Here is a 26,995-nt window from a genome sequence, read left to right on the forward strand (position 1 = left end):
CATGACATTGAAAGATTTATTGGTCGGTTTCGGCACTCAAGTACGCAGTATTTGGTTGGTCGGTTTGCATGCGTTCCAAAAACGTGAAACGCAAATGTATCCCGAAGAACCCGTTTACTTGCCGCCCCGTTACCGTGGTCGTATCGTATTAACCCGCGATCCTGACGGCGAAGAGCGTTGCGTTGCCTGTAATTTATGTGCAGTTGCTTGTCCTGTGGGGTGTATCTCACTGCAAAAGGCTGAACATGAAGATGGGCGTTGGTATCCTGAATTTTTCCGCATTAACTTCTCTCGCTGCATTTTCTGTGGGTTGTGTGAAGAGGCTTGCCCAACAACAGCCATTCAATTAACGCCTGACTTTGAAATGGGTGAATGGCGTCGTCAGGATCTTGTTTACGAGAAAGATGACTTATTAATTTCAGGTCCGGGTAAATATCCTGATTATAACTTTTACCGTAAGTCAGGTATGGCGATTGCAGGTAAAGACAAAGGTGAAGCGGATAACGAAGCCAAACCAATTAACGTCAAAGACCTGTTGCCATAAGGAGCGATATTCATGGAATTTACATTTTATATCGCCGGTCTTGTTGCTGTTTTAGCAACTTTGAGGGTGATAACCAATACTAACCCGGTACATGCGTTGTTGTATCTGGTTGTTTCTCTACTGGCTCTGTCGATGGTGTTCTTCTCGCTTGGCGCTTATTTTGCGGGTGCGTTGGAGATCATCGTTTATGCAGGCGCCATTATGGTGCTATTCGTTTTCGTAGTGATGATGCTTAACCTCGGTCGCTCTGTACAAGAACAAGAGCGTGAGTGGCTAACGCCGAAGAACTGGATTGGTCCTGCTATTTTATCAGCAGTACTTCTTGCACTTCTGGTTTACGGCATCATGAGTCTGTCATACCAAGAGGGTATTGCTGGCACAATGATTAGTGCGAAAGAAGTGGCTATCAGCTTGTTTGGACCTTATGTCCTAGCCGTTGAATTAGCATCACTGTTGCTACTCGCTGGTCTTGTGGTGGCGTTCCATGTCGGTCGTGACCGTAATGAAAATGGTGCTGATATTGTGAGTAGCACCAAAGCGAATGCGGAGGAACAATAATGATACCTCTTCAACATGGTCTGATTTTAGCGGCGATCTTATTTGTAATGGGACTAAGCTGTCTTGTTATTCGCCGTAACTTGCTTTTCATGCTGATCGGACTGGAAATCATGATTAACTCAACTGCTTTGGCATTTGTCGTTGCAGGGAGTTTCTGGGGGCAACCAGACGGTCAAATTATGTATATTTTGGCCATTGCACTGGCTGCAGCGGAGGCGAGTATTGGATTGGCGTTGTTACTGCAACTCCATCGTCATCGTCAGAACCTGAATATTGATAAAGTCAGTGAGATGCGCGGATGAACTTACTCTATTTAACAATTCTGTTTCCGCTACTGGGGTCTGTGTTATTAGCATTTTCCCGTGGTCGCTGGTCAGAAAATGTTTCAGCAATTGTTGGTATTAGTGCCGTCGGTTTGGCTGCTATTGTCGCCGCTTATGCAGGCATTGATTTCCTAGAACACAAGGCGTTGATGGCAAATGCCAATGATGCTTATGTTTATACACAACCGCTGTGGACTTGGATGTCAGTGGGTGATTTTACCATCCCATTCACACTGCACCTTGATGGTCTATCTCTCACTATGCTTGGCGTAGTGACGGGAGTGGGTTTCCTGATCCACGTTTATGCTTCTTGGTATATGCGTGGTGAAGAAGGCTATTCACGTTTCTTTACCTACACGAACCTGTTTATCGCGAGTATGGTGGTTTTAGTTCTCGCCGATAATATGATGCTGATGTATCTCGGTTGGGAAGGGGTAGGGCTGTGTAGTTATCTGTTGATTGGTTTTTATTACACCAATCCAGATAACGGCAAAGCGGCGATGAAAGCTTTCTTTGTCACCCGTGTTGGTGATGTGTTCTTAGCTATCGGTATGTTTATTCTGTGGAATGAACTGGGTACTCTGAACTTCAGTGAAATGGCGATTTTGGCACCTCAGAAAATGGCTGAAGGCGGCACGGCAATTACATGGGCAACCTTAATGATCTTAGGTGGTGCGGTAGGTAAATCTGCACAGCTTCCACTACAGACATGGCTGGCCGATGCGATGGCGGGTCCAACACCTGTTTCTGCACTGATCCACGCAGCAACCATGGTAACCGCGGGTGTTTATCTTGTTGCTCGTACTCATGCCTTGTTCCTGATGGCACCTGAAATTTTACATCTGGTAGGCATCGTTGGTGGTGTGACACTGCTGTTTGCAGGTTGTGCGGCATTGGTACAAACCGACATCAAACGGGTACTCGCTTACTCAACCATGAGCCAAATTGGTTATATGTTCTTGGCTCTTGGCGTACAGGCGTGGGATGCGGCAATTTTCCACCTGATGACACACGCATTCTTTAAAGCGTTGTTATTCTTATCCGCAGGTTCTGTGATTATTGCTTGCCACCATGAACAAAATATTTTCAAAATGGGTGGGTTACGTAAGCAAATCCCTTACGTCTACGCGGTGATGTTAATCGGTGGAAGCGCATTGGCTGCATTGCCTCTGTTTACCGCTGGTTTCTACAGTAAAGACGCAATTTTATGGGGAGCAGAAGTGGATGGGCAAACTGTACTGTTATGGGCAGGTCTCATCGGGGCACTACTGACTGCAATGTATACCTTCCGTATGATTTTCATCGCATTCCATGGCGAAGCGAAAATCCAAGCGCACAAGGTCAAAGGTTTTACTCACTCTGTACCTTTGGGCATTCTGGCCGTTTTAGCGACATTCGTTGGTGCACAGATTCACCAGCCGTTAGAGGGGGTATTCCCGGTTAATCCACTGGAACATGAAGCAGGTAAGTTACAGCTGGAAATTCTGTCGGGTAGCCTAGCCGTTATCGGTCTGTTGATTGTGACATTCATTTATCTGTTCAGACGTTCTATCGCTACAGCAATCGCGAAAAGTGCACCGGGTCGTTTCTTCTCTACGTGGTGGTACCATGCATGGGGCTTCGACTGGTTGTATGACGTGGTCTTTGTGAAACCTTTCAAAGGAGTTGCATGGCTACTGGAAAGCGATCCTATTAACTCACTGATGAACTTGCCAGCTTGCTTGTCTCGTTGGGCAAACAAAGGGTTAGCAGTGAGTGAGAACGGTCAAGTCCGTTGGTATGTTGCCTCATTGGGGCTGGGTGCAGTGCTGATTCTTGCTCTGCTGCTTTTGGTTTAATTAAGGGACACATTGCGCCATGCTATTACCTTGGCTAATACTCATTCCCTTCATCGGTGGCCTGCTAAGTTGGCAGGCTGACCGGTTCAGCCATCGCGCACCTCGTTGGGTTGCGCTGGCTTCAATGGGAATAACATTAATATTATCAATCCAGTTGTGGCTACAGGGAAATTACTCTCTGGCAAACCCACAAGGTATTCCACAATGGCAAGCCGTATTCTTTATGCCATGGATCCCATCGCTGGGTATTAATTTCCATCTTGCTATTGATGGGTTATCGCTACTGATGGTGGTATTGACCGCGATTATGGGTGCTTTCTCAGTTCTCAGTTCGTGGAGCGAAAACCAAGCTAACCAAGGTGCTTATCACTTTAACCTGTTGTGGATTATTGCAGGGGTGATGGGGATCTTTACGGCAGTTGACCTGTTTTTATTCTTCTTCTTCTGGGAAATGATGTTGATCCCAATGTACTTCCTGATTGCTAACTGGGGGCACAAAGGGGCAGAAAACAGACAACACATTAATGCAGCAACTAAGTTCTTTATCTACACGCAAGCCAGTGGCTTGATTATGTTAGTGTCGATTGTTGGATTAGCATTAGTCCACTTCAATGATACTCGCGTGTGGACATTTAACTACAATGAGTTGCTTGGTACTCAGATGTCTAGCACGGTTAGCTTTATGCTAATGTTAGGCTTCTTTATTGCCTTTGCAGTGAAAATGCCGTTAGTTCCATTCCATGGTTGGATGGCAGATACCCAAGAGCAATCGCCTACAGCGGGTTCTGTTGATATCTCAGGTATCATGTTGAAAACAGCAGCTTATGGTTTGCTGCGTTTTACCTTGCCTCTATTCCCTGAAGCGTCTATCCAGTTCACACCAATTGCCATGACACTTGGTGTAATTAGTATCTTCTACGGTGCATGGTTAGCCTTCAAACAGACTGACATCAAACGCTTAGCGGCATACAGTAGCTTGTCTCACATGGGGTTTGTAACCGTTGCTATCTATGCAAGTTCAGTGCTTGCGTACCAAGGGGCGGTGATCCAAATGATCACGAACGGTTTATCGGGTGCGGCATTGATTATTATCAGTGGTCAGCTGTATGAGCGTACGCAAACTCGTGATATGCGCATGATGGGAGGATTGTGGAAACGTATTAAGTGGTTACCGGGTCTGTCTTTGTTCTTTGCCGCTGCAACATTAGGTATGCCAGGAACCGGTAACTTTATTGGTGAATTCATGATCCTATTTGGAACATTCAGCCAATTCACTCTCGTGACTTGCATAATGGTCTTCGGTGTTGTGTTCGCATCGGTCTACTCACTGTGGATGATGCAGCAAACTTATTACGGAACACCGAAATCAGATAGCGAAATGAAAGGGTTAACAGCGCGCGAATTTGGTGTGCTGCTGGCTCTGGCTGTATTACTGGTTATTATCGGTTTCTATCCGCAGCCACTGCTGGATACTTCAGCGGGTGCGATGGAAACATTACATAACCTGTACACTGTTTCACTTACAACATTAAGGCCGTAATTCGCCATGACAATAACACCTCAACAATTGATCGCAATACTCCCGCTGTTGATCGTCGGATTGACCGCGGTGGTTGTGATGCTGTCCATTGCGTGGCGACGCGATCATCTAACAAGTGCCACTTTGACAGTATTCGGCTTCGCAGTTGCGTTACTCTCTCTGTTCTTTATTGCAGGGAGTTTACCAATGGAAGTCACTCCGCTTATTCGTGTTGATGGCTACGCCATGTTTTACACCGCGTTAGTCCTCATTGCGGGTATGGCGACCAGTATTTTTGCTTTTCATTGGTTGGAAGGCTTCAAGGATAATAAAGAAGAGTTTCACTTACTGCTGTCTATCGCTGTAGCAGGTGGTGTGCTACTTTCAATGGCAAACCACATGGCGTCAATGTTCATCGGTATTGAGCTAATCTCTCTGCCGTTGTTTGGCTTAGTGGCTTATACTTTTGAACGCAAACGCTCATTAGAAGCAGGCATTAAATATATGCTGCTATCTGCTGCCGCCTCTTCTTTCTTGTTGTTTGGTATTGCATTACTGTATGCGGAATCAGGTAGCCTGAGTTTTGCCGCGATTGGTCAAAGCCTAACAGATAGCCAAATTCATGCTCCATTGATTTTGGTTGGTTTGGGGATGCTGATTGTTGGTTTTGGCTTTAAGCTATCACTGTTTCCATTCCAGTTATGGACTCCGGATGTGTATCAAGGTGCGCCAGCCCCTGTATCTGCATTCCTTGCGACAGGCAGTAAAATTGGTATCTTCGCGGTACTAATGCGTATCTTTATGGAAGCACCAGCGGCACAAAGTCATACATTGGCGATTGTTGTCAGTGTTATTGCGATTGCGTCGATTCTGTTTGGTAACCTTCTGGCTATCACTCAGAAAAGTGCAAAGCGCCTGCTGGGTTACTCATCGATTTCACATATGGGCTACTTATTAGTTGCATTGGTAGCACTACGAGTCGACCCCATTGCATCACAAGTTACCGTAGCGATTTATTTAGCCGGTTACTTGTTTGCAAGCTTAGGTGCATTCGGCGCGATTAGTATTGTCTCTAGCCCATACCGTGGTGATGACCAAGACGACATGAGTTCTTTCCGTGGTCTGTTCTGGCACAAGCCAGTACTGGCAACGGTATTGACAGTGATGATGCTTTCATTGGCAGGTGTGCCAATCACATTAGGGTTTATTGGTAAATTCTATGTGATCATTTCTGCTGTGAATGCTGAATTGTGGTGGTTAACCGGAGCCGTGGTTGTGGGGAGTGCAATTGGCTTGTTCTATTATCTACGCTTTATGGCTAGCTTATATAGCCGTGATGCAGAGCACGCTGACCGCTATACAGGCCCAGAAAAGGCAACATTTGGTACCGTCGTGGCAGTGATCTGCGCCATCATCGTTATCTTAATGGGGGTATGGCCACAGCCGCTGATCAATATCGCTTCAAGTGCATTAGCAGTCATTAGTCTGTAATAACAACGTAGCACAGACATAGCATGTAAAAGAGCGGTAATCGAAAGGTTACCGCTCTTTATTTTTTAATCTGCTAACTGGCGTTGATATTGGTACTCAGTTTCCACAAGAAATTCCATTAATACTTCACAGGATTCTATTGCATTATAGACATTGAATGTTTCTTCATGTAAACAATCAGCCATATAATCGATCCATTGCTGAAAATAGCGTTGTAGTTGTTGAAAGTTAGCAGCAATCTCCTGCCGCTGATGATCGATTTGCGTGACTTCTTTACCTAATATAAGAAAATAGGTTAGTCGGTTATTTCTTTCTTCATACTGTTTTGAATTTTCATGTAAGATAGCCATTTGGTCGATTAAATATAAACGCACATCCACTAATTTCATAAAATCCAAACCATTATCAAGAATGACCAGTAAGCGTTTTGCACAATCAATAGCGATTTTTAATAAATCTTTTTTGGACGGCGGAATATTTAACGATTCAATAAACGCTATTTCTGGAAAAAACTTTTCAAACATATCGGATAACTTATAGTTTAAAATGATCTCTTCGGCGGCTACAATCGCATTAATTTCTTGATTAAGTTCTTGTATCTTTTTTTTATTCTTGGTCGCTAACCCGATAAGCTTGTTTTGATGAGCTAGATAATATTCACTTTTTAACTGATTTTCCTCCTTAAGTTGTACCGCTGTTAGGTAATCGGTGATACTTCGCATTGATAATTTTAGTTTTTCTATTTCAGTCTTAACTTCAGAAAAATCATCGATAAATTCTGTAAGTATTAAATCATGATGTTTATGATGAAGTTCAAACGTTGTATTTATGGGAGATAATTCGTTAATTGTGCTATTGATTATATAACGTGTTTTTAATTTCATTATAGGTAATGAGTCTCTCACTAACTCATTAAGTATTTCTGCTTTATCAGAGATGTTTTTTATACGATTAAAAATAACAGGGTCATAATCTAGAATGTTTTGATTAAATGCACTGAGTTTATTAATACACATCCTCATCTGATAAAATTCAATAGAAGGTAAGGTTGGGGATTTGGCAGTGAGCTTCATAATGTGACCTTTAATATAGATGAGTGTTTTTTGTTAATTGAATGTCAAATAACTCAATGAGTTGTTCTGAATAAGTTTGCACAGAAGCCCAGGCGGTGATAATTTTTTTAAAACGAGTAATAAATTTTAAAAGATTAGCGGCATTATCAATGCGAGCGAAGGTCTCTATCGATTGCTTGATTTCAGTTAAAATCACTAGCCACATATAATCTAAGTGATCAATTGCTAAGCGAGCATCTTTAAAATGACTTTCAATTTTTTGTAGGTTAATTTGAATGTCAAAGATAGTTTTCTTTATAAAACGGTCCTGATTTATTTTGTCATTAATGTTGCTTATCTCTTTTAATAATTCATTTTTTTGATGGCGGATTTTTTCTGCTTTGCTACCAAAAATTCCGCCAGTAATCACTAAACCAATGAGTCCACCCGCAAGCCCTGTAAAGCTCAATTTAACAAAATGGCTATATTCTTTTTCTAATTGAAAAATTTCTTTTTTGAGTAACGCTATTTTTTCAAGATGATAGGTTTCAGAGTCAGTTGCATCTGTGGAGTCTAGCTGCATATAAATAGATTTTACTTTAAAAAGGAGTGAGTCAACATGTTGTCGGTTGGATAGATTTCCACCAATAATGTGAATGCGAAAATCTGAAATGCTATTTTTTATGCTCGCTGTTTTATTGGCTTGTATTTTAATATCATCGTGGATAAGACCGAGTATACTTAATAGCTCAGTAGCAATTTGCTGGTCGTCATTTTGGTAAGTAATGCCATCAAGATCTTCATTAGAAAGGCCCTCAACACTATTCGCTATTTGTTGGATAATAGGCATGTCATTTATATAATGAATAATTTGATTTCCAGTCTGGACAATATTTCTGCTAATTAATGATAAATTAACAGATTGCTGTTTAACCTCTTGTTCAATACTGTCCCAATGACTTGCATGACGGTGAATCAATTGGATAGTTTCAGTCAGAACATTCGTTTCTATAGGTAAGTTTGTGGACTCACCAATTTTAAGCCAAGATAATATTTCTAGTGTAGAAGTGGGTAATGATAGCGCAAAGTGAATATATTTATGGATATTTGATAGGTCTTGGTGAGTAAAAATACCGGCTGACCTTGCAGAATAGGGATCTTGATTAGTTAATAATGCAAGAGTTGCTGTTCCAATATTCTCTTTTTCAATTATTTTATCATAAGCTATGTCACTCATAATGGTTAATTTCCAATTTAACATTAGGGGTTAAATAAAAGGTATACAGCAGAAAATCACTGAATGGTTGCCACGTTGAGAAAGATAAAATAGAAATAATATAATCTCTAATCAAATGGTCCATTTAACAACATTAGATTTTCATTTACCCGCGTAAGAGTGAATAAGCTACTTGAAGCATGCGGTAAAAGTAGATACTAAAATATGAAAAAATATATTAGAAATTGATATGTTAATATAATTAATGTGAAGTTTATTATCGATTTTAGCTTTAATATTAAACGATAAATAATTATTTTTGTTTTTAGTTATACAGTAAGACTCTATTTAAATTGCTGCTAATTATTCACGGTTTAGGGTGATTAGCAGAATCAAAAAATCCTATTAAGAATAGAATTAAATTTAAGCGATTATTTTTAATCTTATTGCTATTTGAGTTAGCTTGTTCACCATAAAGGATGATCATTATTCTTATCAAGCGCTATTTTTATTTTAATCAATTAACAAGAATCAATGGCATTTCACATAAAGTGCTGTCTTAAGCATATTGTAATATGACGAGGTTACTATGAGTGGCTTTATTATAGATAAACATGTTTAATAAATAATCAGCATACATAGGTTTGTTTATCTTTTAAGCTATTACAGCGCAAGCGTTTGATACCTACTAAAGGGGTATTTAAAGTTAAATTTATTATATTGTACAATAAGATAAGTATGTTTTTATTGCTGTGTTTATCATCAATAACGAAGACAAATTTGATTTTATTATGAGTTACATCTATTGTCAGAAATAATCAATGTATTAATAAATTATATTGCACTATATAATTATGAATAGTCTTTGTTGAGTGTGGCAGTAGGGATCGAAAGTGGTACATAAAAAAATAGATAATTTAATAACTGAAATTCTTCATTGTAATCCCCCCACTTTTCACAGTAACTATTTATAGAGTTTAAGCTACCTGTAATCGCTGTCTCGGGGGTATTCCTCCAATCGCCGTATTCGGCCGCTCATTGTTATAAGTCCAAAGCCACTGTGTGGCAAGTTCTTGAGCGTGCTCAACGCTCTCAAATATATTTAAATCAAGCCATTCATGACGAGCTGTTCGGTTAAAGCGTTCAATGTAAGCATTTTGTGTAGGCTTGCCAGGCTGAATATAAAGTAAGGTAATTTGCTGCCGTGTTGCCCAGTTTATTAGCTCTCCTGAAATATATTCTGGTCCGTTGTCGCATCGTATCGCTTTGGGTTTACCGCGCCACTCGATGACTTGTTCTAACGACCGAATAACTCGTGCGCTAGGCAACGATAAATCAACATCAATCGCTAAGCATTCACGATTAAAATCATCAATGACATTAAAGGTTCGAATGCTGCGGCCACTGGCTAAGCTGTCTGACATAAAATCCATAGACCATACTTGGTTAATGGCTACAGGCACACTGAGGGCATCAGGCTTATCGCGTTTTAAGCGTTTGCGAGGCCTAATTCTAAGATTAAGCTCCAACTCACAATAAATTCGATAAACGCGCTTGTGGTTCCATGCGAAGCCCTTTACGTTGCGTAAATACAAGAAACATAGACCAAACCCCCAACGTTTTTTGTTTTCGGTTAGGCGTATTAGCCAGTCAGCAATCTGATCGTTTTCAGCATTAAGTTTACTTTGATAGTAAAAGCAGCTTTCGCTCACATTCATGCACAAGCAAGCAAAGCGAATGCTTATGTCATACTTAATTGCGGCAGCCTTAGCCATCTCCTTACGATGAGATGGCTTTATAACTTTCCCTCAAGCGCCTCCAAACGAATCTCAGCTTTGAGACGTTCTTCCGCATACATTTTTTTGAGCCGACGGTTTTCGTCTTCGAGTTCTTTCATTCGCTTCATCAACGAAGCATCCATACCGCCGAATTTAGCTCGCCACTTATAAAATGTTGCAGAGCTAACACCATGTTCTCGGCAGAGTTCTGGAACGGGCATACCACTTTCATTTTGTTTAATGATTGCCAATATCTGGCTATCAGTGAATTTTGATTTACGCATAGAAAACTCCTTGAGTTTATTTTAATAGAATTTTCTATAAATAACTGCTGCGATTTTTCGGGGGGATTACATCATCAACTGTCAACTTTGGCATTGGGCAACCAAGAATTCATTCGTTTACACTGGCAACTAGGTGAGTCTGCTACATTTCCTGGGTTAGCTTGGCTATCTGAACAATCCTGCTATCCTCAATTTTATTGGTATCACCGTACAGGAAGTGATGAATGCAGCACGATAGGCAAAGTAAAAACCTTTCATTCCATTGTTGATGCTGAACAATTTTTATCTGAGCATACTGAATATCCCGACATGCGTTTATGGGGACTCAACGGCTGGAATGCCGTAGGTGAAGGTATTTCGCTTGAAGATAAGCAACATGCCACTTTTTATTTTTTACCTCGTTTAGAAATTTATCGTGTCCGTTCATCGGTATCTGTTTACCTAAATATCCAAGGGGAACAAGACCGTTTATCGGCTATTGAATTTTTACAGCAAATAAAACCCGCACCAACACAACCTCTTACATTACATACGGAAATCGTCGGTCATGAACATTTTCCTGAAAAAGAGCAGTGGTGCAGCTTATTGACCGAGGCCATTACACGAATGAAAGCGGGTCATATGGAAAAAGTGGTGATGGCCCGTGAAACAAAATTGAGCTTATCCCAACCAATCGCTGCGGCTGAATTTTTGTCTGCGAGTCAACAAGTCAATTTTCAGTGCTATCATTTTATGATGGCGTTTAGTCAAGAATCGGGTTTTATATCATCGACGCCTGAACGTTTGTACTTACGTCAAGGCACACAATTACACTCTGAAGCACTTGCTGGTACGGTGGCGAATCATCTTGATGATACGATTGCAGCAGAAAATGCAAAGTGGTTATTGGAAGATAGTAAAAATCAACATGAAAATTTAGTGGTGGTGGATGATATTTGCCAACAATTACAAGGCGTGGTGACGGGTATCGATGTCTCTGCGGCAAAAGTTATTCGTTTACGTAAAATTCAACATCTTTACCGGTCGATTGCTGCGACGCTGATTTCTCCATCCGACAGCGAATGCTTACAGCGTTTACAGCCAACAGCAGCAGTCTGTGGTTTACCGCGTACGGTGGCTCGGCAATTTTTAAGTGAACACGAGCCTTTCTCACGTCGTTGGTATGCAGGTACTGGTGGCTTTGTGAGTCTAAATAAAAGCGAGTTTGCGGTATCGCTACGTTGTGCGCAAATTGAAAATCAACAACTCTCGTTATTTTCAGGAGCAGGGATCGTCAGCGATTCAGATCCTGAGCAAGAGTGGATCGAGATTGAAAATAAAGCAGCTGGGTTGAAATCTCTGCTGGAGCGTAGCGAAAAACCTTAGTCATAACAGGGTTATTTTCTTTTGGTTTCAATTAGTTCATTAAAAATTGTTCTAAGATCAAGAAATTTATATTAAGCGCATTACACTAACTGATAATAAATAACTTATTGAGCTCATTATGTCGAATTCTGTTTTTAATCTGCGTTGGGCTGAGATTATTATCGAAGCGCTCACTCGTCATGGCATGAAACATATTTGTATTGCGCCTGGTTCGCGTTCCACACCTTTAACTCTTGCCGCGGCAAAGAATAATAAGTTGCATTGCCATACACATTTTGATGAAAGAGGTCTAGGACACTTAGCGTTAGGGTTAGCGAAGGCAAGTCTTGAACCTGTAGGCGTCATTGTGACATCGGGCACGGCGGTGGCAAATCTCTATCCATCATTAATTGAAGCAGGCTTGACGGGAGAGAAAGTCATTTTTTTGACGGCGGATAGGCCGCCTGAGTTAATCGATTGTGGTGCTAATCAAGCGATTCGCCAGACGCATATTTTTGCATCGCACCCAGCTCAAAGCTTGATGTTGCCACGACCAACCCGTGATATTTCACCCAAATGGCTGGTAAGCGCCATTGATAATGGTATGAATCAATTGCGTCATGGCGCTTTCCATATTAACTGTCCGTTTGCGGAGCCTTTATATGGCGAGACGGAAGGGGATTATGACTGGCAGCAGCAGCTCGGTAATTGGTGGAACTCTCAGTTACCTTGGTTAAGCGAACCCTTAACGAATACAGTAGCGCATATTGCGGATTGGTATTTTTGGCGACAAAAAAAAGGGGTTGTGATTGCGGGGCGAATGAACGCCCAAGAGGGTGAGCATGTCGCGAATTGGGCGAAAACGTTAGGTTGGCCATTGATTAGTGATGTTTTATCACAAACAGGGCAAACTCATCCTTGTGCTGATTTATGGCTCGCCCATCCGCAAGCTAAAGCATGGCTCGATGAGGCTGAGTTAGTGATACAATTTGGTTCGAGTTTAACTGGCAAACGGTTATTACAGTGGCAAGCACAATGCCAACCACAAGAGTACTGGATTATTGATATGATCCCAGGACGCCTTGACCCAGCAAACCATTATGGACGCAAATTGACTTGTTCAATTAAAGGTTGGTTGGATGCTCATCCCGCCCAGCCTAGAAGCCCATGGTGTGAAAAGCTATGGGCTTTGACAAAACGCACTCAACAGCATGTCACCGCGAAGTTACACAACCAGTTTTCTGAGGCGGCGGTCGCTCATCAATTACCTCAACTGTTACCCCCTAAAGGACAATTATTTGTTGGTAATAGCCTGATCGTACGGTTGGTTGATGCTTTGGCACAGCTGCCTGAAGGTTACCCTGTGTATAGTAATCGTGGGGCAAGTGGTATTGATGGATTGATATCCACCATGGCTGGTGTGCAACGCGCCACAATAAAACCTACATTAGGGATTGTCGGTGATCTTTCCGCCCTCTATGACCTCAATAGTCTTGCCCTCTTACGTGCGCCTTCAGCGCCGACTATTTTGATCGTGGTGAATAACAATGGCGGACAAATTTTTTCGATGTTACCTACACCAGAAGAGGCGAGGGAACCTTATTACTGCATGCCGCAGAATGTGAATTTTGAGCATGCGGCCTTGATGTTTGGGTTACAGTATGCGGCGCCTAAAGACTGGTTATCACTCAAAACCTTGGTTGAACAATTTTGGTTTAACCAACAAGGCTGTTTGTTAATCGAATTGATTGTTGATAGTGACGAGGGCGCTCGTACATTAAAACAATTACTCGATGAAGTCGGTAATCTTTGATGTTAGCGGCATATCGTTACAATGAGAACCAAACAGGGCCTTGGCTAGTGTGGTTACATGGATTACTGGGTTGCGCGGATGAGTGGCTACCGATTATTAAACTGTATCCACATTTGCCATCATTATGTATCGACTTACCTGGGCATGGGCGATCTCAGGAGATAACTTGCTCAAGTTTTGCTGATTTTGATGAATACCTCATTCAGCTCCTGCAATACCATGGTATCGAAAATTATTACCTCATTGGTTATTCTTTAGGGGCGCGGCTGGCTATGCACACGGCATGTTACCGTCAGCCTACAGGTTTATGTGGCTTAGTTGTTGAAGGGGGAAATGTTGGCCTGAAGACACAATCAGAACGTGATGCCCGTTACCTGAATGACCACTCTTGGGCGCAACGGTTTCGCCATGAGCCAATCGAAAGCGTATTGTACGATTGGTATCAACAACCTGTATTTGCTAGTTTAAGCGATAGCCAACGTCAGCAATTAATTTTATTACGACAAGCCAATGATCCCCGTCGTATTGCCGATATGCTAGAAGGCACGTCATTGTCTAAACAACCATTTTTAGCCGATAAACTGCGACAGTTAACACTTCCATTTCGCTATTTTTGTGGTGAACAAGACCAAAAATTTCGAGGCGTTTCGCAACAATATGCTTTGCCGATTACGCTAATTAAGAATGCAGGGCATAATGCGCATCGGGAAAACCCGAATGGCTATGCCACTGCACTTCAGTATTTTCTATCATCTGTGGTTAAAGGAACTTGATAATGATTTATCCTAACGAAGAAAAACTCTATGCCCCAATCGAATGGCAAGATTGCTCTGAAGGGTTTGATGATATTTTTTATCACAAGTCACCGGAAGGGATTGCAAAAATTACGATTAATCGTCCACAGGTGCGTAACGCGTTTCGTCCACAAACCGTTAAAGAAATGATCCAAGCCTTATCTGATGCGCGTTATGACGATAAAGTTGGTACCATTATTCTAACGGGTGAAGGGGAAAAAGCATTCTGTGCAGGCGGTGACCAAAAAATTCGCGGTGATTACGGTGGATATCGTGACGAGAGTGGCACTCATCACCTGAATGTTCTAGATTTCCAGCGCCAAATTCGTACATGTCCGAAACCCGTGGTTGCGATGGTAGCAGGCTTTGCTATTGGTGGCGGTCACGTCTTGCATATGATGTGTGACCTCACAATAGCAGCAGATAATGCGATCTTTGGTCAGACTGGGCCTAAAGTGGGGTCGTTCGATGGGGGTTGGGGTGCATCTTATATGGCGCGTATTGTTGGACAAAAGAAAGCACGTGAAATTTGGTTCCTGTGCCGTCAATACGATGCAAAAGAAGCCTTGGATATGGGGTTAGTGAATACCGTAGTGCCTTACGCTGATCTCGAAAAAGAAACAGTCCGTTGGTGCCGTGAAATGCTTGAAAATAGCCCAATGGCACTGCGTTGTTTGAAAGCGGCACTGAATGCAGACTGTGATGGTCAAGCAGGGCTACAAGAATTGGCCGGTAATGCAACAATGTTGTTCTATATGACAGAGGAAGGCCAAGAAGGGCGTAACGCATTTAATGAAAAACGTGCGCCAGACTTTTCTAAATATAAGCGTAATCCGTAATGCGTAAAGCAACACTTTATACATTTAGCCTGCCGATGGAGGCAGGCGTTATCCTGCGTTACCAACGTCTGAAAACTCGTGATGGATTGCTGGTTCGCTTACAAGATGGGGATAACGAAGGATGGGGAGAAATTTCTCCTCTCCCCGAATTTAGTCAAGAAACATTGCTAGAAGCGACTGAGGAAGCCAAGCAGAGACTGACTGAATGGGTCAGCGGTCAGCCATTGGCGGATAGTGCATTACCCTCAGTTGCTTTCGGTTGTAGCTGTGCATTGGCGGAATTATCAGGTGAATTGCCTGAACAAGCTGATTATCGAAAAGCACCATTATGTAGTGGCGATCCGGACGATTTAATCTTACGCCTTGATGCTATGGAAGGTGAAAAAATCGCCAAGGTTAAAGTTGGATTGTATGAAGCGGTACGTGATGGCATGGTCGCTAATTTGTTGCTGGAAGCTGTACCTGACTTAACGTTACGCCTTGATGCTAACCGTAGTTGGACGCGAGCGAAAGCCGATGGCTTTGCCAAATATGTGAACCCAGACTATCGTGATCGAATCGCTTTTCTCGAAGAACCGTGCAAAACCCGTGAAGAATCACTGCAATATGCCAAGGATACCGGTATTGCGATCGCATGGGATGAGAGCGTTCGCGAAGAAGGTTTTAAAGTCGAAGCGCAACCGGGCGTGGCAGCGATTGTGATCAAACCGACGTTAACAGGAAGCCTTGCCTATTGTCGGCAGCTGGTTCAAGAAGCTCATCACCATGGTTTGCAAGCGGTGATCAGTTCATCAATTGAGACCAGTTTTGGGTTAACCCAGTTGGCAAGAATTGCTCATCAACTAACACCGAATACGATACCTGGGCTCGATACGTTAGATCTTATCCAGTCTCAACTTATACGTACTTGGCCAAATAGCACGCTGCCTGTTATGCAACTAGATGAACTTATTATCGAATGGCAGAGTTAACACCGTTTAAAGACTGGCCTTGGCAACACTGGGCCAGCCATCAACCTGATGCAATTGCGTTGATAACCGATGTTGCTTCACTGACTTGGCAACAATTGAATTTAAACGTCATAAATCTTGCTTATCATTTTGATAAACAAGGACTCAAAAAAGGCCAAACGGTCATTTTACGGGGCAAAAACAGTGTTGAATTGTTATTAAGTCAACTCGCTATTTTGCGCTGTGGGGCGAAAGTTTTGCCGCTCAATCCTCGCCTGCCCATCTTATTGCTTGAAGAATTGCTACCGCATTTGAATATTGATTTTGTGATTGATTTTGCAGATGGCCTGCTAAATGCATTTCATTATTCGACTTTAACGCTGCCGCCTGATCTCACTGTTTCTCAAAAATTAACACACTATGATCTGCCATGCTTTTGTGAATTAACTCGGCAACCTGCAACCTTAATTCTGACATCCGGCTCTACGGGGTTACCGAAGGCCGCGGTTCATTCCATGTTTGCTCATCTTGATAGTGCTAATGGCGTATTACAGGCGATGGACTATCAACAGAGTGACTACTGGTTACTTTCTTTACCGTTATTTCATGTTTCAGGGCAAGGAATATTGTGGCGATGGTTAGGAAGAGGGGCGAGATTAGCGATTAAATCTTCCCCATTAACACAAGCGTTGCAAGGTATTACCCATGCTTCATTGGTGCCAACACAACTGTGGCGACTTCTCAATCAGGAGGAAAATCCACCATTAACGCTACGGCAAGTACTACTTGGCGGGGCGACAATACCCACCTCACTAACCAATTTGGCATCAAGCCAAGGTATTGAGTGCTGGAGTGGTTATGGCATGACCGAAATGGCTTCAACCGTTTGTGCAAAACGCGCTGATGGCAAAAAGGGCGTAGGATTGCCCCTGATAGGTAAACAGGTTCGCTTGATGGATAGTGAAATACAAATCCAATCACAGAGTCAAGCCATGGGGTATTGGTTTGATGGGGAAATCAAACCGTTAAAAACCCAAGATGGTTGGTTTAAAACCAATGATAAAGGTGCATATATCGATGGAGAATACCATGTGATTGGGCGCTTGGATAATTTGTTTATTAGTGGTGGTGAATGCGTACAACCTGAAGACATTGAAAGCATTATCAATAGCCACCCCGCAGTTAGCCAGAGTTTTATTATTCCTATTGATGATGCGGAGTTTGGTCAAAGGCCTGTTGCCGTCATTGAGTTAATCGACAAAAGCGTATTAGCGGGTATTGCTGATTGGTTAAAAGATAAACTGGCTCCATACCAATATCCTGTGCACTTTTATCCTTTAGACGCCGAATTAAAAAATACCGGTATTAAAGTCTCTCGTCAGCAGGTAAAAAGTTGGGTACACCAACAAATATTCTCCTCTTAATAACAACCGATTGTTATGGAGAGTCAATCAGCTTCATTGGCATCTGTAATAAAAAAATCAGGCTCTAGCAATGAAGCCTGATTTTTCGATTAGATAACCAAATTATTTAAGGTTATTCAGTGCTTTTTCGACACCCGCGCCATACTCAGGATGTACCTGCTTAAAGAGGTCGATTTGACGTTTCTGGGTTTCTTCAGAGGCTTCAATCAATTCACCAGCAATACGTTGGAACATGCGTTGATGCTCTGCATCATCCAACAGCTCATATAATGCACGGGGCTGGCTGAAATAATCCTCATCTTCACGATGGTTCCAATGATCAGCTGCACCTTCAAGGGTTAATGGAGGCTCACTGAAATTAGGTTGTTCTTGGAACATACCTGCACTGTTCGGCTCATAAGTTACGCCGTTACCACTGTTACCGTCAACGCGCATTGCCCCATCACGATGATAGTTATGGAATGGGCAACGCGGTGAGTTAACTGGGATTTGATAGTGGTTCACACCTAAGCGATAACGTTGAGTATCCCCATAAGAGAATAAGCGTCCTTGTAACATTTTATCAGGAGAAAATCCGATGCCAGGCACAATGTTGGCTGGGTTGAATGCGGCTTGTTCAACATCTGAAAAATAGTTAGCAGGGTTACGGTTTAGCTCAAAATAACCAACATCAATCAATGGGTAATCTTTATGTGGCCATACTTTAGTGAGGTCAAATGGGTTATAAGGCACTTTTGACGCTTCATTTTCAGGCATGACTTGGATCTGTAGCGCCCAACGCGGATAGTCACCTTTATTGATTGCATCAAATAGGTCACGCTGAGAGCTTTCACGATCTTTACCAATAATCGCTTCTGCTTCATCGTCCATCAAATTTTCAATGCCTTGCTGGCAACGGAAATGGAACTTAACCCAAAAGCGTTCATTTTTGTCATTGATAAAGCTATAGGTATGACTACCAAAACCGTGCATGTGACGATAGCTACGTGGAATGCCTCGGTCACTGACGTCAATGGTCAGTTGGTGGAGTGATTCAGGTAAGTGAGAGAAGAAATCCCATTTATAGGCCATTGAGCGCATATTGCTATAAGGGCAGCGTTTAACGACGTGGTTTAAGTCAGGGAATTTCAGTGGGTCACGAAGATAGAATACTGGGGTGTTGTTACCAACTAAATCCCAGTTTCCTTCTTCTGTATAGAATTTTAATGCAAAGCCACGGATATCACGTTCTGCATCTGCGGCACCACGCTCACCGGCTACCGTTGAGAAGCGAGCAAACATATCCGTTTTTTTGCCTACAGAAGAAAATATTTTTGCTCGGGTATAGCGAGTAATATCATGGGTAACCGTAAAAGTACCAAATGCACCTGAACCTTTAGCGTGCATACGGCGCTCAGGAATGACTTCACGGTCAAAGTGAGCGAGTTTTTCTAAAAACCACACATCTTGTAATAGCATTGGGCCACGTGGGCCAGCTGTCATTACGTTATTATTATCCACAACAGGGGCGCCAGATGCGGTAGTGAGACCTTTCTTTTTCATCACAATACTCCAGTAATTTACAGACAATAAAACTATAAAATGCATTTAATATACATCAAAATAAACGGTAAATGCAGATAATTCCGTATTATCATTCGATTATAGTTGATTGGTTGGATAATAACTAATACATGGTACCGATTGCTGTGATAACTGATTAAAAATAAATAGAAACACCCGTCTATGTTGTAGAAAAGTCGCCTTGGTGGCATGAAAAGTAAAAAACAGTAATAACTACTGAGAATAGGATTTATATATTGTAATATTAACGCATAATTTCTATTTATTGGGGCAATAATATGCGTAAAGGATTATTCTTTGTCGCCGCAGCGGCATCATCACTTATGTTTGTGGGCACTGCTCAAGCGATATCTGTCAATGCGAGTGCTGGTGAGCATTACACTGAATTAAGTGCTGGGATCGGAACTAAAGGTTCAGGGCTTGCATTTGATGGCTCATGGGCGCGCAGTGACCATGATGGCCAAATGGGGAGCTTAGGCGCAACCTTTGGTTTGCCTTTAGGGCCGTTTTCAGCCTATGTTGGTGGTAAAGCATTATATCTTTCACCTGAAGACAACAAAGATGGTATGGCTCTTGCCGCGGGTGCAGGGTTAGGTTGGCAAGTTATGCCGTCACTGAACATTTATGGTGAAGCTTACGGTGCGCCAGCGTCACTGACTTCAGGTAGTGATGCTTATACTGAAGCGAAAGTAGGGGCGACTTATACTGTGTTTAAACCATTATCAATTGATGCGGGCTATCGTATCATTGACATTAAAGGCAATCATAACAATCCAAGCAACAAAATTGCGGATGGTTGGTATGTTGGAGCAGGTTTAAGCTTCTAATGAGTTAGCACTTTATTGAGCTAAATAGAGAAAACCCGTACATGGTACGGGTTTTTTGTTGGCTAGTGCAGGCTCAAAATTACCCGACATTAGGTAAGAATCCTGCAACAATAGCGAATTGAATCGCAATAACAGCGACACCACAAAGTAGCACAATACCCAACACAACAGAGCCACCTTTCACTTGGTAGTGGGCTTGATTAGCGGTAGGCTTTTCAATCGCTCTGACACGTAGAGTCAGTAAAGCAGGAATGATAAGCGCCAATACAGACAACGCCACTGCCGCATAGGTTAAGGCTTGCACAAAACTACTGAAAAACAAGGCAGAAAGTAGAGGCGGTAAAAAGGTTAATACGCCTGTCTGTAGACGCCCAAATAAACGATTACTGCGTTTAAAGAGATCCGCAAGGTAATCAAATAACCCAAGAGCCACCCCTAAAAATGAAGTCGCTAGCGCAAGATCCATAAATAAACTCACCGCAATATTAACCCGTGGAGTTGCGACAACATCACGAATAGCCGTCAGTAAGCCATTTAACCCAGCTTCTTGCGCTAAAATGCCTAAAAAGGTATTGGCTGGAATGGAACCTAACGTAGCGATTTGCCATAAGATATAAGCGACGAGAGGGATTGCACTACCTGTAATAAAAATAATACGCAGTTTACGGACATCACCATTCATATAGTTCACTAAGCTTGGAACACTGCCATGGAAACCAAATGAGGTAAAGATAACCGGAACGGCCGCAAGCAGTAAGCCTTTCTCGACAGGCATATTGGTTAAATTGACGCTTTCGACATGGGGTAACATTACCGCTAACATAATCACTAAAAAGATAATTTTAGCTGTAAATAAGAGGCGATTAATAAAGTCGACGGAATGGGTACCGATACATACCACGGCGCCGCCGATGAGTGTAAATAAAATAATTGCGGATTTTGTTGAGAGATGTAATCCCCACCAAGACAGTAAGCTATCAGAGATCAGTACGCCAGCACCGCCAATATAGGCTGTGGTAAGAGCGTACATTAATAATAACATACTTAACCCAGTCACAATCTGCCCTACGGGACCGAGATACTTTTTAGCGACTGAACCTAAACCCATATCGGGTGGATTATATTGATAGACTTCCACGAGAAGTAATGAGGTATAACTCATTAACATCCAGAGACCAATAAGTAGGCATATGATACCTGTGAAACCGACACCTGCTGCGGCAAGTGGCATAGCCAGCATCCCTGCACCGATTGTTGTTCCTGCAACGATTAAAACGCTACCTAGCGTACGATTTTTCACAAATTCCTCTGATTAAAAGTCGTAGATTAATAAGTTGTGCAGGTTATGCGATCATGATTTATCTGTCAAATCTAAATTACAACGAGTGTAAATATAATTTTACAGTGATGGGTGTTTTTTATTATGACTGCTGAAAATAACAGCGAATAAATTTTTATTGTTAATTAATTTCAGTTATGAATATTAACTATCAAAAGTGAATTTATGTGGTTAACTATGTTAATGGTGTTAATTAATGAATTGATTTTAATGTGGTTTTTAATTTAACGGGACAGTGTCTCAATAAATTAAAATTAATTTTGTGACAAGGCAGGAAAATAGTGTGGAAAAATAATATTAAATTTTTTCACTCATTAATATAAATCAAAAATCTGTCAATCTTTCATCCGGATAATGTAAGGATACATTAATGAAAAGGATGAACTTATGGACTTTTTGATACAACTCGCCATTATTCTCGTCTGCTTGTTTTATGGCGCGAGAAAAGGAGGAATGGCATTAGGGCTGTTAGGCGGTGTCGGTCTTGTGATACTGGTTTTCGGCTTTGGCTTACCTCCAGGAAAACCGCCTGTTGATGTCATGCTTGTCATCATCGCTGTTGTTGCAGCATCAGCGACGTTACAAGCATCAGGCGGTTTGGATGTCATGCTACAAATTGCAGAACGACTACTACGTAAAAACCCAAAATACATCTCTATTGTGGCACCTTTTGTCACCTGCATTTTAACCATTTTGTGTGGTACAGGGCATGTGGTGTATACCATCCTGCCAATTATCTATGATGCCGCGATTAAAAATAATATTCGTCCTGAAAGACCAATGGCAGCAAGTAGTATTGGTGCACAAATGGGGATCATTGCTAGCCCCGTTTCTGTTGCAGTGGTATCGCTCGTCGCAATGCTGAATGGCATCACCATTAATGGTCAATCTCTTGAGTTTTTAGACTTATTAGCCATCACTATCCCATCGACTCTGATTGGTATATTGGCAATCGGTATTTTTAGCTGGTTTAGAGGGAAGGATCTCGATAAGGACCCAGAGTTTCAAAAATTTATTTCAGTGCATGAAAACTATGAGTATGTATATGGCGATAGTGCCACACTGCTCGATAAAAAATTGCCAAAAATTAATTGGGTAGCAATGTGGATCTTCTTAGCATCCATAGCGGTGGTGGCTGTGTTGGGCGCATTCTCTGAGTTAAGACCTCTGGTGAATGGTAAGCCATTATCGATGGTGCTTGTTATCCAGATGTTTATGTTATTGGCGGGTGCTCTGATCATCATTATTTGTAAAACTAACCCAGGGCAAATTTCGAAAAATGAAGTCTTCCGTTCTGGGATGATTGCGATTGTGGCGGTCTATGGGATTGCTTGGATGGCTGAAACCATGTTTGGTGCCCACATGGATCAGATCAAAGGGACTTTAGGGGCATTGGTAAAAGATTACCCTTGGGCTTATGCGGTGATCCTATTATTGGTTTCTAAATTTGTGAATTCACAAGCGGCTGCATTGGCTGCTGTCGTTCCGATTGCGTTAGGCATTGGTGTTGACCCTGCGTATATTATTGCATCAGCGCCTGCTTGTTACGGCTACTACATACTGCCAACTTACCCCAGTGACTTAGCCGCTATCCAATTTGACCGTTCAGGTACAACACGAATAGGTAAATTTGTCATTAATCACAGCTTTATCTTGCCGGGTTTGATTGGGGTTGGTGTGTCCTGTGTATTCGGTTGGGTATTTGCTGGATTATATGGCTATTTATAACAACTGAGCAGGTTAAGTCATTAGCAGCGATGACATTGTGTTAGCGTTATCGCTGCTATTGTTAGCCGATTTCGATATCAGAAAGGGGGTGACAGCAACAAGGCAAAATTTCACCTTCTTGAACAAAGGCAAGTGGTTTTTGTTTATAACCGACTTTTCCTTTCAGCAGCATCACTCGGCACGAACCACAGTAACCTTCTCGACACTGATACTCCACAGGAATGCGGCTATCTTCAAGAGCATCAAGTAAGCTAGCATGGACTTCGGTGTGATAGGGGACTTGTACACCCTGCGATAAGCGCAGGGTGACTTTATGGCTTGCCATGATTAGAGTTCGAAATCACTCAAGTCATCAGTATTGACTTCAGAGTCAATCTGACCGACCAGATAGGAACTGACTTCAACTTCTTGTGGGGCGACTTGCACGTTATCAGAGACCAGCCATGCGTTGATCCAAGGTATTGGGTTTGAGCGAGTCTCGAATGGCAGTTTTAACCCAACAGCTTGCATACGAATATTAGTAATATACTCAACGTATTGACACAAAATATCTTTGTTCAAGCCAATCATTGAGCCTTCACTGAAGAGATATTCTGCCCACTCTTTCTCTTGCTCTGCCGCATCCACAAACAGTTTATAACACTCGTCTTCGCACTCTGCTGCAATTTCAGCCATTTCAGGGTCATCTTGACCTGAACGTAACAGATTCAGCATATGCTGAGTGCCTGTTAAATGTAGCGCTTCATCACGAGCGATCAGTTTAATGATTTTAGCATTGCCTTCCATTAGTTCGCGTTCTGCAAAAGCAAACGAGCATGCAAAGCTAACATAGAAACGGATAGCTTCTAACGCATTAACACTCATCAGACACAAATACAGTTGTTTCTTTAGGGCACGCAGTGACACTGTGATTTGTTTGCCGTTACAGGTATGAGTCCCTTCACCGAACATATGATAATAGTTCGTCATCTCAATCAAGGTGTCATAATAAGCAGAGATATCACGCGCACGTTTGAGGATTTCCTCATTTTCAACGATATCATCAAAGATAATCGCTGGGTCATTGACGATATTACGAATAATATGCGTATAAGAACGTGAGTGAATTGTTTCTGAGAATGACCAAGTTTCAACCCAAGTTTCCAGCTCAGGGATTGAAATGAGTGGCAATAATGCCACGTTAGGGCTACGACCTTGAATAGAATCAAGTAGCGTTTGGTATTTCAGGTTACTGATAAAGATGTGCTTCTCATGGTCAGGCAATGCATTATAGTCAATGCGATCACGAGAAACGTCAACTTCTTCTGGACGCCAGAAAAATGACAATTGCTTTTCGATTAGCTTTTCGAAAATCGGGTATTTTTGTTGGTCATAACGAGCAACGTTAACCGGTTGGCCGAAAAACATCGGCTCCAACAGTTGGTCATTTCTCTTTTGTGAGAAGATGGTGTAAGTATGTGACATAACAATTCCTATTAAATTTTACACGCGCCGCCTTCACAATCTGAATCCGCTGACTCAACAACTTCTTCCAGATCACCTTGAACATCTTCCGCGCCATCGCGAGTGTTATGGTAGTAAAGTGTTTTCACACCAAACTTATAGGCGAGCAATAAATCTTTTAGCAATTGATTCATTGGTACTTTGCCAGTTGCAAAGCGTGTAGGGTCATAGTTGGTGTTTGCAGAGATCGATTGATCAATAAACTTCTGCATAATACCGACTAATTGTAGATAACCGCTGTTTGAAGGCATTTGCCATAACAGCTCATACGCGCCTTTTAGATTTTCATAATCAGGAACAACTTGACGTAAAATACCGTCTTTCGATGCTTTAATACTGATATAACCACGAGGTGGCTCAATACCATTGGTTGCGTTAGAAATCTGTGATGATGTTTCTGACGGCATCAAAGCAGACAAGGTTGAGTTACGCAAACCATATTGTTGAATATCTTTGCGTAGCGCTTCCCAATCATAATGCAGCGGCTCATTGGTTAACTTATCCAACTCTTTCTTATAGGTATCAATAGGTAGAATACCTTGCGAATAGGTTGTTTCATTGAACCAAGGACATGCGCCTTGTTCTTTTGCTAATTCGTTAGAGGCTTTCAATAGATAGTATTGGATCGCTTCAAACGTTTTATGGGTCAAATTATTGGCACTGCCATCAGAATAACGGACACCGTGTTTCGCCAAGTAGTAAGCATAGTTAATGACACCGATACCTAAAGTACGACGGCCCATGGCGCCTTTCTGAGCAGCAATGATGGGGTAATCTTGATAATCGAGCAGGGCATCTAGCGCACGTACAGCGAGCACCGCAAGTTCTTCCAACTCATCAAGACTTTCAATCGCACCTAAGTTAAAGGCAGATAGCGTACAGAGTGCAATTTCACCTTCTTCATCATTGATGTTATTCAATGGCTTCGTTGGTAGTGCAATCTCTAAACATAGGTTTGACTGACGCACTGGCGCAATCTGTGGGTCGAATGGGCTGTGAGTGTTACAGTGGTCAACGTTTTGAATATAGATACGGCCTGTTGAAGCACGTTCTTGCATCATTAACGAGAACAGATCAACCGCTTTAACACTAGACTTACGGATATTATCGTCTTGCTCATAAGTGGTATACAGGCGTTCAAACTCTTCTTGATCAGCAAAGAAGGCATCATATAAGCCTGGCACATCGGATGGGCTAAACAGGGTAATATCTTGGTTTTTGATTAAGCGCTCATACATTAGCTTATTGATTTGAACACCATAGTCCATATGACGAACACGGTTACCTTCAACACCACGGTTGTTTTTCAGCACTAATAAGCTTTCTACTTCTAAATGCCATAGTGGGTAGAAGAGTGTCGCTGCACCACCACGAACACCACCTTGCGAACAAGATTTTACCGCAGTTTGGAAGTGCTTATAAAACGGAATACAGCCTGTATGGAAGGCTTCGCCGCTACGAATTGGGCTGCCTAATGCACGAATGCGGCCTGCATTCACACCGATACCCGCACGTTGAGAAACATACTTAACAATTGCACTGGATGTCGCATTGATAGAATCTAAGCTATCGCCACATTCGATCAACACACAAGAGCTGAATTGACGGGTTGGTGTACGAACCCCCGCCATAATTGGCGTTGGTAGCGAAATTTTAAATGTCGATGCGGCATCATAAAAGCGACGGATATAGTCAAGACGCGTCTCTTTCGGATAATGAGAGAACAAGCAAGCAGCAACTAAAATATACAGGAACTGAGCACTTTCATAAATCTCACCCGTAACGCGGTTTTGCACTAAATACTTACCTTCAAGTTGCTTCACCGCAGCGTAGGAGAAATTCATATCACGCCAATGGTCAATGAAACTGTCCATTTGCTCGAACTCTTCTTGTGAGTAGTCTTCCAGCAAATGCTTATCATATTTACCCATTTCGACTAGGCGTTGGACGTGCTTATACAGCGCTGGTGGCTCAAATTGACCATACGCTTTTTTACGTAGGTGAAATATCGCAAGACGCGCTGCAAGATACTGATAGTCAGGGGTATCACCTGTAATCAGGTCAGCCGCTGCTTTGATCATGGTTTCGTGGATATCAGAGGTTCTGATCCCATCATAAAACTGAATCTGTGAACGTAACTCCACCTGAGAAACTGAGACATTATTTAGGCCTTCCGCAGCCCAAGTTATCACTTTGTGGATTTTATCGAGATCAATGCGTTCTTTATGTCCATCACGTTTTGTGACTAACAGACTCTGGTTCATGAGC

22 protein-coding genes are annotated in these 26,995 nt (G+C 42.2%); 14 read left to right on the forward strand and 8 right to left on the reverse strand.

The features are described 5' to 3' along the window. Window position 1: 1 nt before the first annotated feature. From nuoI to nuoN, 6 genes are read left to right on the forward strand one after another with little or no spacing between them, the layout of a single operon-like run. Window positions 2-544 (forward strand): NADH-quinone oxidoreductase subunit NuoI, encoded by a 543-nt coding sequence (nuoI, locus tag M1F03_RS08310; protein ID WP_154622108.1) that lies wholly within the window; start codon window positions 2-4, stop codon window positions 542-544. A gap of 12 nt (window positions 545-556) precedes the next feature. Then, on the forward strand, window positions 557-1,102 hold the full coding sequence (nuoJ, locus tag M1F03_RS08315; RefSeq protein WP_154622109.1) for an NADH-quinone oxidoreductase subunit J: 546 nt from the start codon (window positions 557-559) through the stop codon (window positions 1,100-1,102). Continuing rightward, window positions 1,102-1,404: an NADH-quinone oxidoreductase subunit NuoK gene (gene nuoK, locus M1F03_RS08320; protein WP_004921109.1), complete on the forward strand. Its 303-nt coding sequence runs from the start codon at window positions 1,102-1,104 to the stop codon at window positions 1,402-1,404. Before nuoJ ends, nuoK begins: the two co-directional genes overlap by 1 nt. Then, window positions 1,401-3,263, forward strand: coding sequence for an NADH-quinone oxidoreductase subunit L (gene nuoL, locus M1F03_RS08325; RefSeq protein WP_154622110.1), 1,863 nt, complete (start codon window positions 1,401-1,403; stop codon window positions 3,261-3,263). Before nuoK ends, nuoL begins: the two co-directional genes overlap by 4 nt. Before the next feature lie 19 nt (window positions 3,264-3,282). Continuing rightward, window positions 3,283-4,803 carry an NADH-quinone oxidoreductase subunit M gene (nuoM, locus tag M1F03_RS08330; protein ID WP_154622111.1) on the forward strand — a complete coding sequence of 507 codons (1,521 nt, stop codon included), beginning with the start codon at window positions 3,283-3,285 and terminating at the stop codon, window positions 4,801-4,803. A 6-nt stretch (window positions 4,804-4,809) separates the two neighbouring features. Then, window positions 4,810-6,273 carry an NADH-quinone oxidoreductase subunit NuoN gene (nuoN, locus tag M1F03_RS08335; RefSeq protein WP_251464007.1) on the forward strand — a complete coding sequence of 488 codons (1,464 nt, stop codon included), beginning with the start codon at window positions 4,810-4,812 and terminating at the stop codon, window positions 6,271-6,273. Window positions 6,274-6,338: 65 nt separating this feature from the next. Here the strand turns inward: nuoN and M1F03_RS08340 are convergent, their stop codons facing one another. The 3 genes from M1F03_RS08340 to M1F03_RS08350 all read right to left on the reverse strand — a co-directional run bounded on the left by M1F03_RS08340 (window position 6,339) and on the right by M1F03_RS08350 (window position 10,603). Continuing rightward, a complete protein-coding gene (locus M1F03_RS08340; RefSeq protein ID WP_251464008.1) occupies window positions 6,339-7,346 on the reverse strand; it encodes an alpha-xenorhabdolysin family binary toxin subunit B in 1,008 nt (335 codons plus the stop codon). Window positions 7,347-7,356: 10 nt separating this feature from the next. After that, entirely contained in the window at window positions 7,357-8,562 is a 1,206-nt protein-coding gene (locus M1F03_RS08345; protein ID WP_154635739.1) for an alpha-xenorhabdolysin family binary toxin subunit A, read from the reverse strand. Window positions 8,563-9,518: 956 nt separating this feature from the next. Next, window positions 9,519-10,603, reverse strand: a protein-coding gene (locus M1F03_RS08350) for an IS3 family transposase (protein WP_374195714.1) whose coding sequence is annotated in 2 segments (ribosomal slippage) — window positions 9,519-10,342 and window positions 10,342-10,603 — 1,086 coding nt in all. Because the reading frame shifts where the segments join, the coding sequence is not laid out codon by codon here. A 93-nt stretch (window positions 10,604-10,696) separates the two neighbouring features. Between M1F03_RS08350 and M1F03_RS08355 the strand changes: the two genes are divergently transcribed. The 6 genes from M1F03_RS08355 to menE all read left to right on the forward strand — a co-directional run bounded on the left by M1F03_RS08355 (window position 10,697) and on the right by menE (window position 17,767). Next, window positions 10,697-11,968: an isochorismate synthase gene (locus tag M1F03_RS08355; RefSeq protein ID WP_318840123.1), complete on the forward strand. Its 1,272-nt coding sequence runs from the start codon at window positions 10,697-10,699 to the stop codon at window positions 11,966-11,968. A gap of 118 nt (window positions 11,969-12,086) precedes the next feature. After that, window positions 12,087-13,760 (forward strand): 2-succinyl-5-enolpyruvyl-6-hydroxy-3-cyclohexene-1-carboxylic-acid synthase, encoded by a 1,674-nt coding sequence (menD, locus tag M1F03_RS08360; RefSeq protein ID WP_251464009.1) that lies wholly within the window; start codon window positions 12,087-12,089, stop codon window positions 13,758-13,760. Beyond that, window positions 13,760-14,533 carry a 2-succinyl-6-hydroxy-2,4-cyclohexadiene-1-carboxylate synthase gene (menH, locus tag M1F03_RS08365; RefSeq protein ID WP_251464010.1) on the forward strand — a complete coding sequence of 258 codons (774 nt, stop codon included), beginning with the start codon at window positions 13,760-13,762 and terminating at the stop codon, window positions 14,531-14,533. The genes menD and menH overlap by 1 nt, the downstream gene beginning before the upstream one ends. Before the next feature lie 2 nt (window positions 14,534-14,535). Next, entirely contained in the window at window positions 14,536-15,393 is an 858-nt protein-coding gene (gene menB / locus M1F03_RS08370; RefSeq protein ID WP_154622139.1) for a 1,4-dihydroxy-2-naphthoyl-CoA synthase, read from the forward strand. Next, window positions 15,393-16,364, forward strand: a complete 972-nt coding sequence (gene menC / locus M1F03_RS08375) for an o-succinylbenzoate synthase (RefSeq protein WP_251464011.1) — start codon at window positions 15,393-15,395, stop codon at window positions 16,362-16,364. Before menB ends, menC begins: the two co-directional genes overlap by 1 nt. Beyond that, a complete protein-coding gene (gene menE / locus M1F03_RS08380) occupies window positions 16,352-17,767 on the forward strand; it encodes an o-succinylbenzoate--CoA ligase (protein WP_251464013.1) in 1,416 nt (471 codons plus the stop codon). The genes menC and menE overlap by 13 nt, the downstream gene beginning before the upstream one ends. A 102-nt stretch (window positions 17,768-17,869) precedes the next feature. Here the strand turns inward: menE and M1F03_RS08385 are convergent, their stop codons facing one another. Next, complete coding sequence (locus M1F03_RS08385) at window positions 17,870-19,309, reverse strand: catalase (protein WP_154622142.1); 1,440 nt, start codon at window positions 19,307-19,309, stop codon at window positions 17,870-17,872. 299 nt (window positions 19,310-19,608) lie between these two features. Between M1F03_RS08385 and M1F03_RS08390 the strand changes: the two genes are divergently transcribed. Then, window positions 19,609-20,157: a YfaZ family outer membrane protein gene (locus M1F03_RS08390; protein WP_154622143.1), complete on the forward strand. Its 549-nt coding sequence runs from the start codon at window positions 19,609-19,611 to the stop codon at window positions 20,155-20,157. Window positions 20,158-20,236: 79 nt separating this feature from the next. On the opposite strand, the gene tyrP is transcribed toward M1F03_RS08390, so the two are convergent. Further along, window positions 20,237-21,397 (reverse strand): tyrosine transporter TyrP, encoded by a 1,161-nt coding sequence (gene tyrP / locus M1F03_RS08395; RefSeq protein ID WP_230085774.1) that lies wholly within the window; start codon window positions 21,395-21,397, stop codon window positions 20,237-20,239. A gap of 486 nt (window positions 21,398-21,883) precedes the next feature. On the opposite strand from tyrP, the gene M1F03_RS08400 reads away from it, so the two are divergent. Next, a complete protein-coding gene (locus tag M1F03_RS08400; RefSeq protein WP_163861148.1) occupies window positions 21,884-23,224 on the forward strand; it encodes an anaerobic C4-dicarboxylate transporter in 1,341 nt (446 codons plus the stop codon). A 61-nt stretch (window positions 23,225-23,285) separates the two neighbouring features. Here the strand turns inward: M1F03_RS08400 and yfaE are convergent, their stop codons facing one another. The 3 genes from yfaE to nrdA are packed head-to-tail and all read right to left on the reverse strand — an operon-like array spanning window position 23,286 to window position 26,991. Next, window positions 23,286-23,549 (reverse strand): class I ribonucleotide reductase maintenance protein YfaE, encoded by a 264-nt coding sequence (gene yfaE, locus M1F03_RS08405; protein WP_154624738.1) that lies wholly within the window; start codon window positions 23,547-23,549, stop codon window positions 23,286-23,288. Window positions 23,550-23,551: 2 nt separating this feature from the next. Continuing rightward, window positions 23,552-24,688 (reverse strand): class Ia ribonucleoside-diphosphate reductase subunit beta, encoded by a 1,137-nt coding sequence (nrdB, locus tag M1F03_RS08410; protein ID WP_154624739.1) that lies wholly within the window; start codon window positions 24,686-24,688, stop codon window positions 23,552-23,554. A gap of 11 nt (window positions 24,689-24,699) precedes the next feature. Then, entirely contained in the window at window positions 24,700-26,991 is a 2,292-nt protein-coding gene (gene nrdA / locus M1F03_RS08415; protein ID WP_154624740.1) for a class 1a ribonucleoside-diphosphate reductase subunit alpha, read from the reverse strand. Window positions 26,992-26,995: the final 4 nt, after the last annotated feature.

Source organism: Providencia sp. PROV080 (genome assembly GCF_033688105.1).
Taxonomy (GTDB): domain Bacteria; phylum Pseudomonadota; class Gammaproteobacteria; order Enterobacterales; family Enterobacteriaceae; genus Providencia; species Providencia zhejiangensis.

Coding starts and splice junctions, on each gene's coding strand:
- M1F03_RS08400 (WP_163861148.1), top strand. CDS start 21,884: ATGGACTTTTTGATACAACTCGCCATTATTCTCGTCTGCTTGTTTTAT.
- M1F03_RS08340 (WP_251464008.1), bottom strand. CDS start 7,346: ATGAAGCTCACTGCCAAATCCCCAACCTTACCTTCTATTGAATTTTAT.
- menD (WP_251464009.1), top strand. CDS start 12,087: ATGTCGAATTCTGTTTTTAATCTGCGTTGGGCTGAGATTATTATCGAA.
- nuoJ (WP_154622109.1), top strand. CDS start 557: ATGGAATTTACATTTTATATCGCCGGTCTTGTTGCTGTTTTAGCAACT.
- menB (WP_154622139.1), top strand. CDS start 14,536: ATGATTTATCCTAACGAAGAAAAACTCTATGCCCCAATCGAATGGCAA.
- M1F03_RS08390 (WP_154622143.1), top strand. CDS start 19,609: ATGCGTAAAGGATTATTCTTTGTCGCCGCAGCGGCATCATCACTTATG.
- M1F03_RS08385 (WP_154622142.1), bottom strand. CDS start 19,309: ATGAAAAAGAAAGGTCTCACTACCGCATCTGGCGCCCCTGTTGTGGAT.
- menC (WP_251464011.1), top strand. CDS start 15,393: ATGCGTAAAGCAACACTTTATACATTTAGCCTGCCGATGGAGGCAGGC.
- nuoK (WP_004921109.1), top strand. CDS start 1,102: ATGATACCTCTTCAACATGGTCTGATTTTAGCGGCGATCTTATTTGTA.
- nuoL (WP_154622110.1), top strand. CDS start 1,401: ATGAACTTACTCTATTTAACAATTCTGTTTCCGCTACTGGGGTCTGTG.
- yfaE (WP_154624738.1), bottom strand. CDS start 23,549: ATGGCAAGCCATAAAGTCACCCTGCGCTTATCGCAGGGTGTACAAGTC.
- nrdB (WP_154624739.1), bottom strand. CDS start 24,688: ATGTCACATACTTACACCATCTTCTCACAAAAGAGAAATGACCAACTG.
- nuoI (WP_154622108.1), top strand. CDS start 2: ATGACATTGAAAGATTTATTGGTCGGTTTCGGCACTCAAGTACGCAGT.
- tyrP (WP_230085774.1), bottom strand. CDS start 21,397: ATGCTGGCTATGCCACTTGCCGCAGCAGGTGTCGGTTTCACAGGTATC.
- nrdA (WP_154624740.1), bottom strand. CDS start 26,991: ATGAACCAGAGTCTGTTAGTCACAAAACGTGATGGACATAAAGAACGC.
- menH (WP_251464010.1), top strand. CDS start 13,760: ATGTTAGCGGCATATCGTTACAATGAGAACCAAACAGGGCCTTGGCTA.
- nuoN (WP_251464007.1), top strand. CDS start 4,810: ATGACAATAACACCTCAACAATTGATCGCAATACTCCCGCTGTTGATC.
- nuoM (WP_154622111.1), top strand. CDS start 3,283: ATGCTATTACCTTGGCTAATACTCATTCCCTTCATCGGTGGCCTGCTA.
- M1F03_RS08345 (WP_154635739.1), bottom strand. CDS start 8,562: ATGAGTGACATAGCTTATGATAAAATAATTGAAAAAGAGAATATTGGA.
- menE (WP_251464013.1), top strand. CDS start 16,352: ATGGCAGAGTTAACACCGTTTAAAGACTGGCCTTGGCAACACTGGGCC.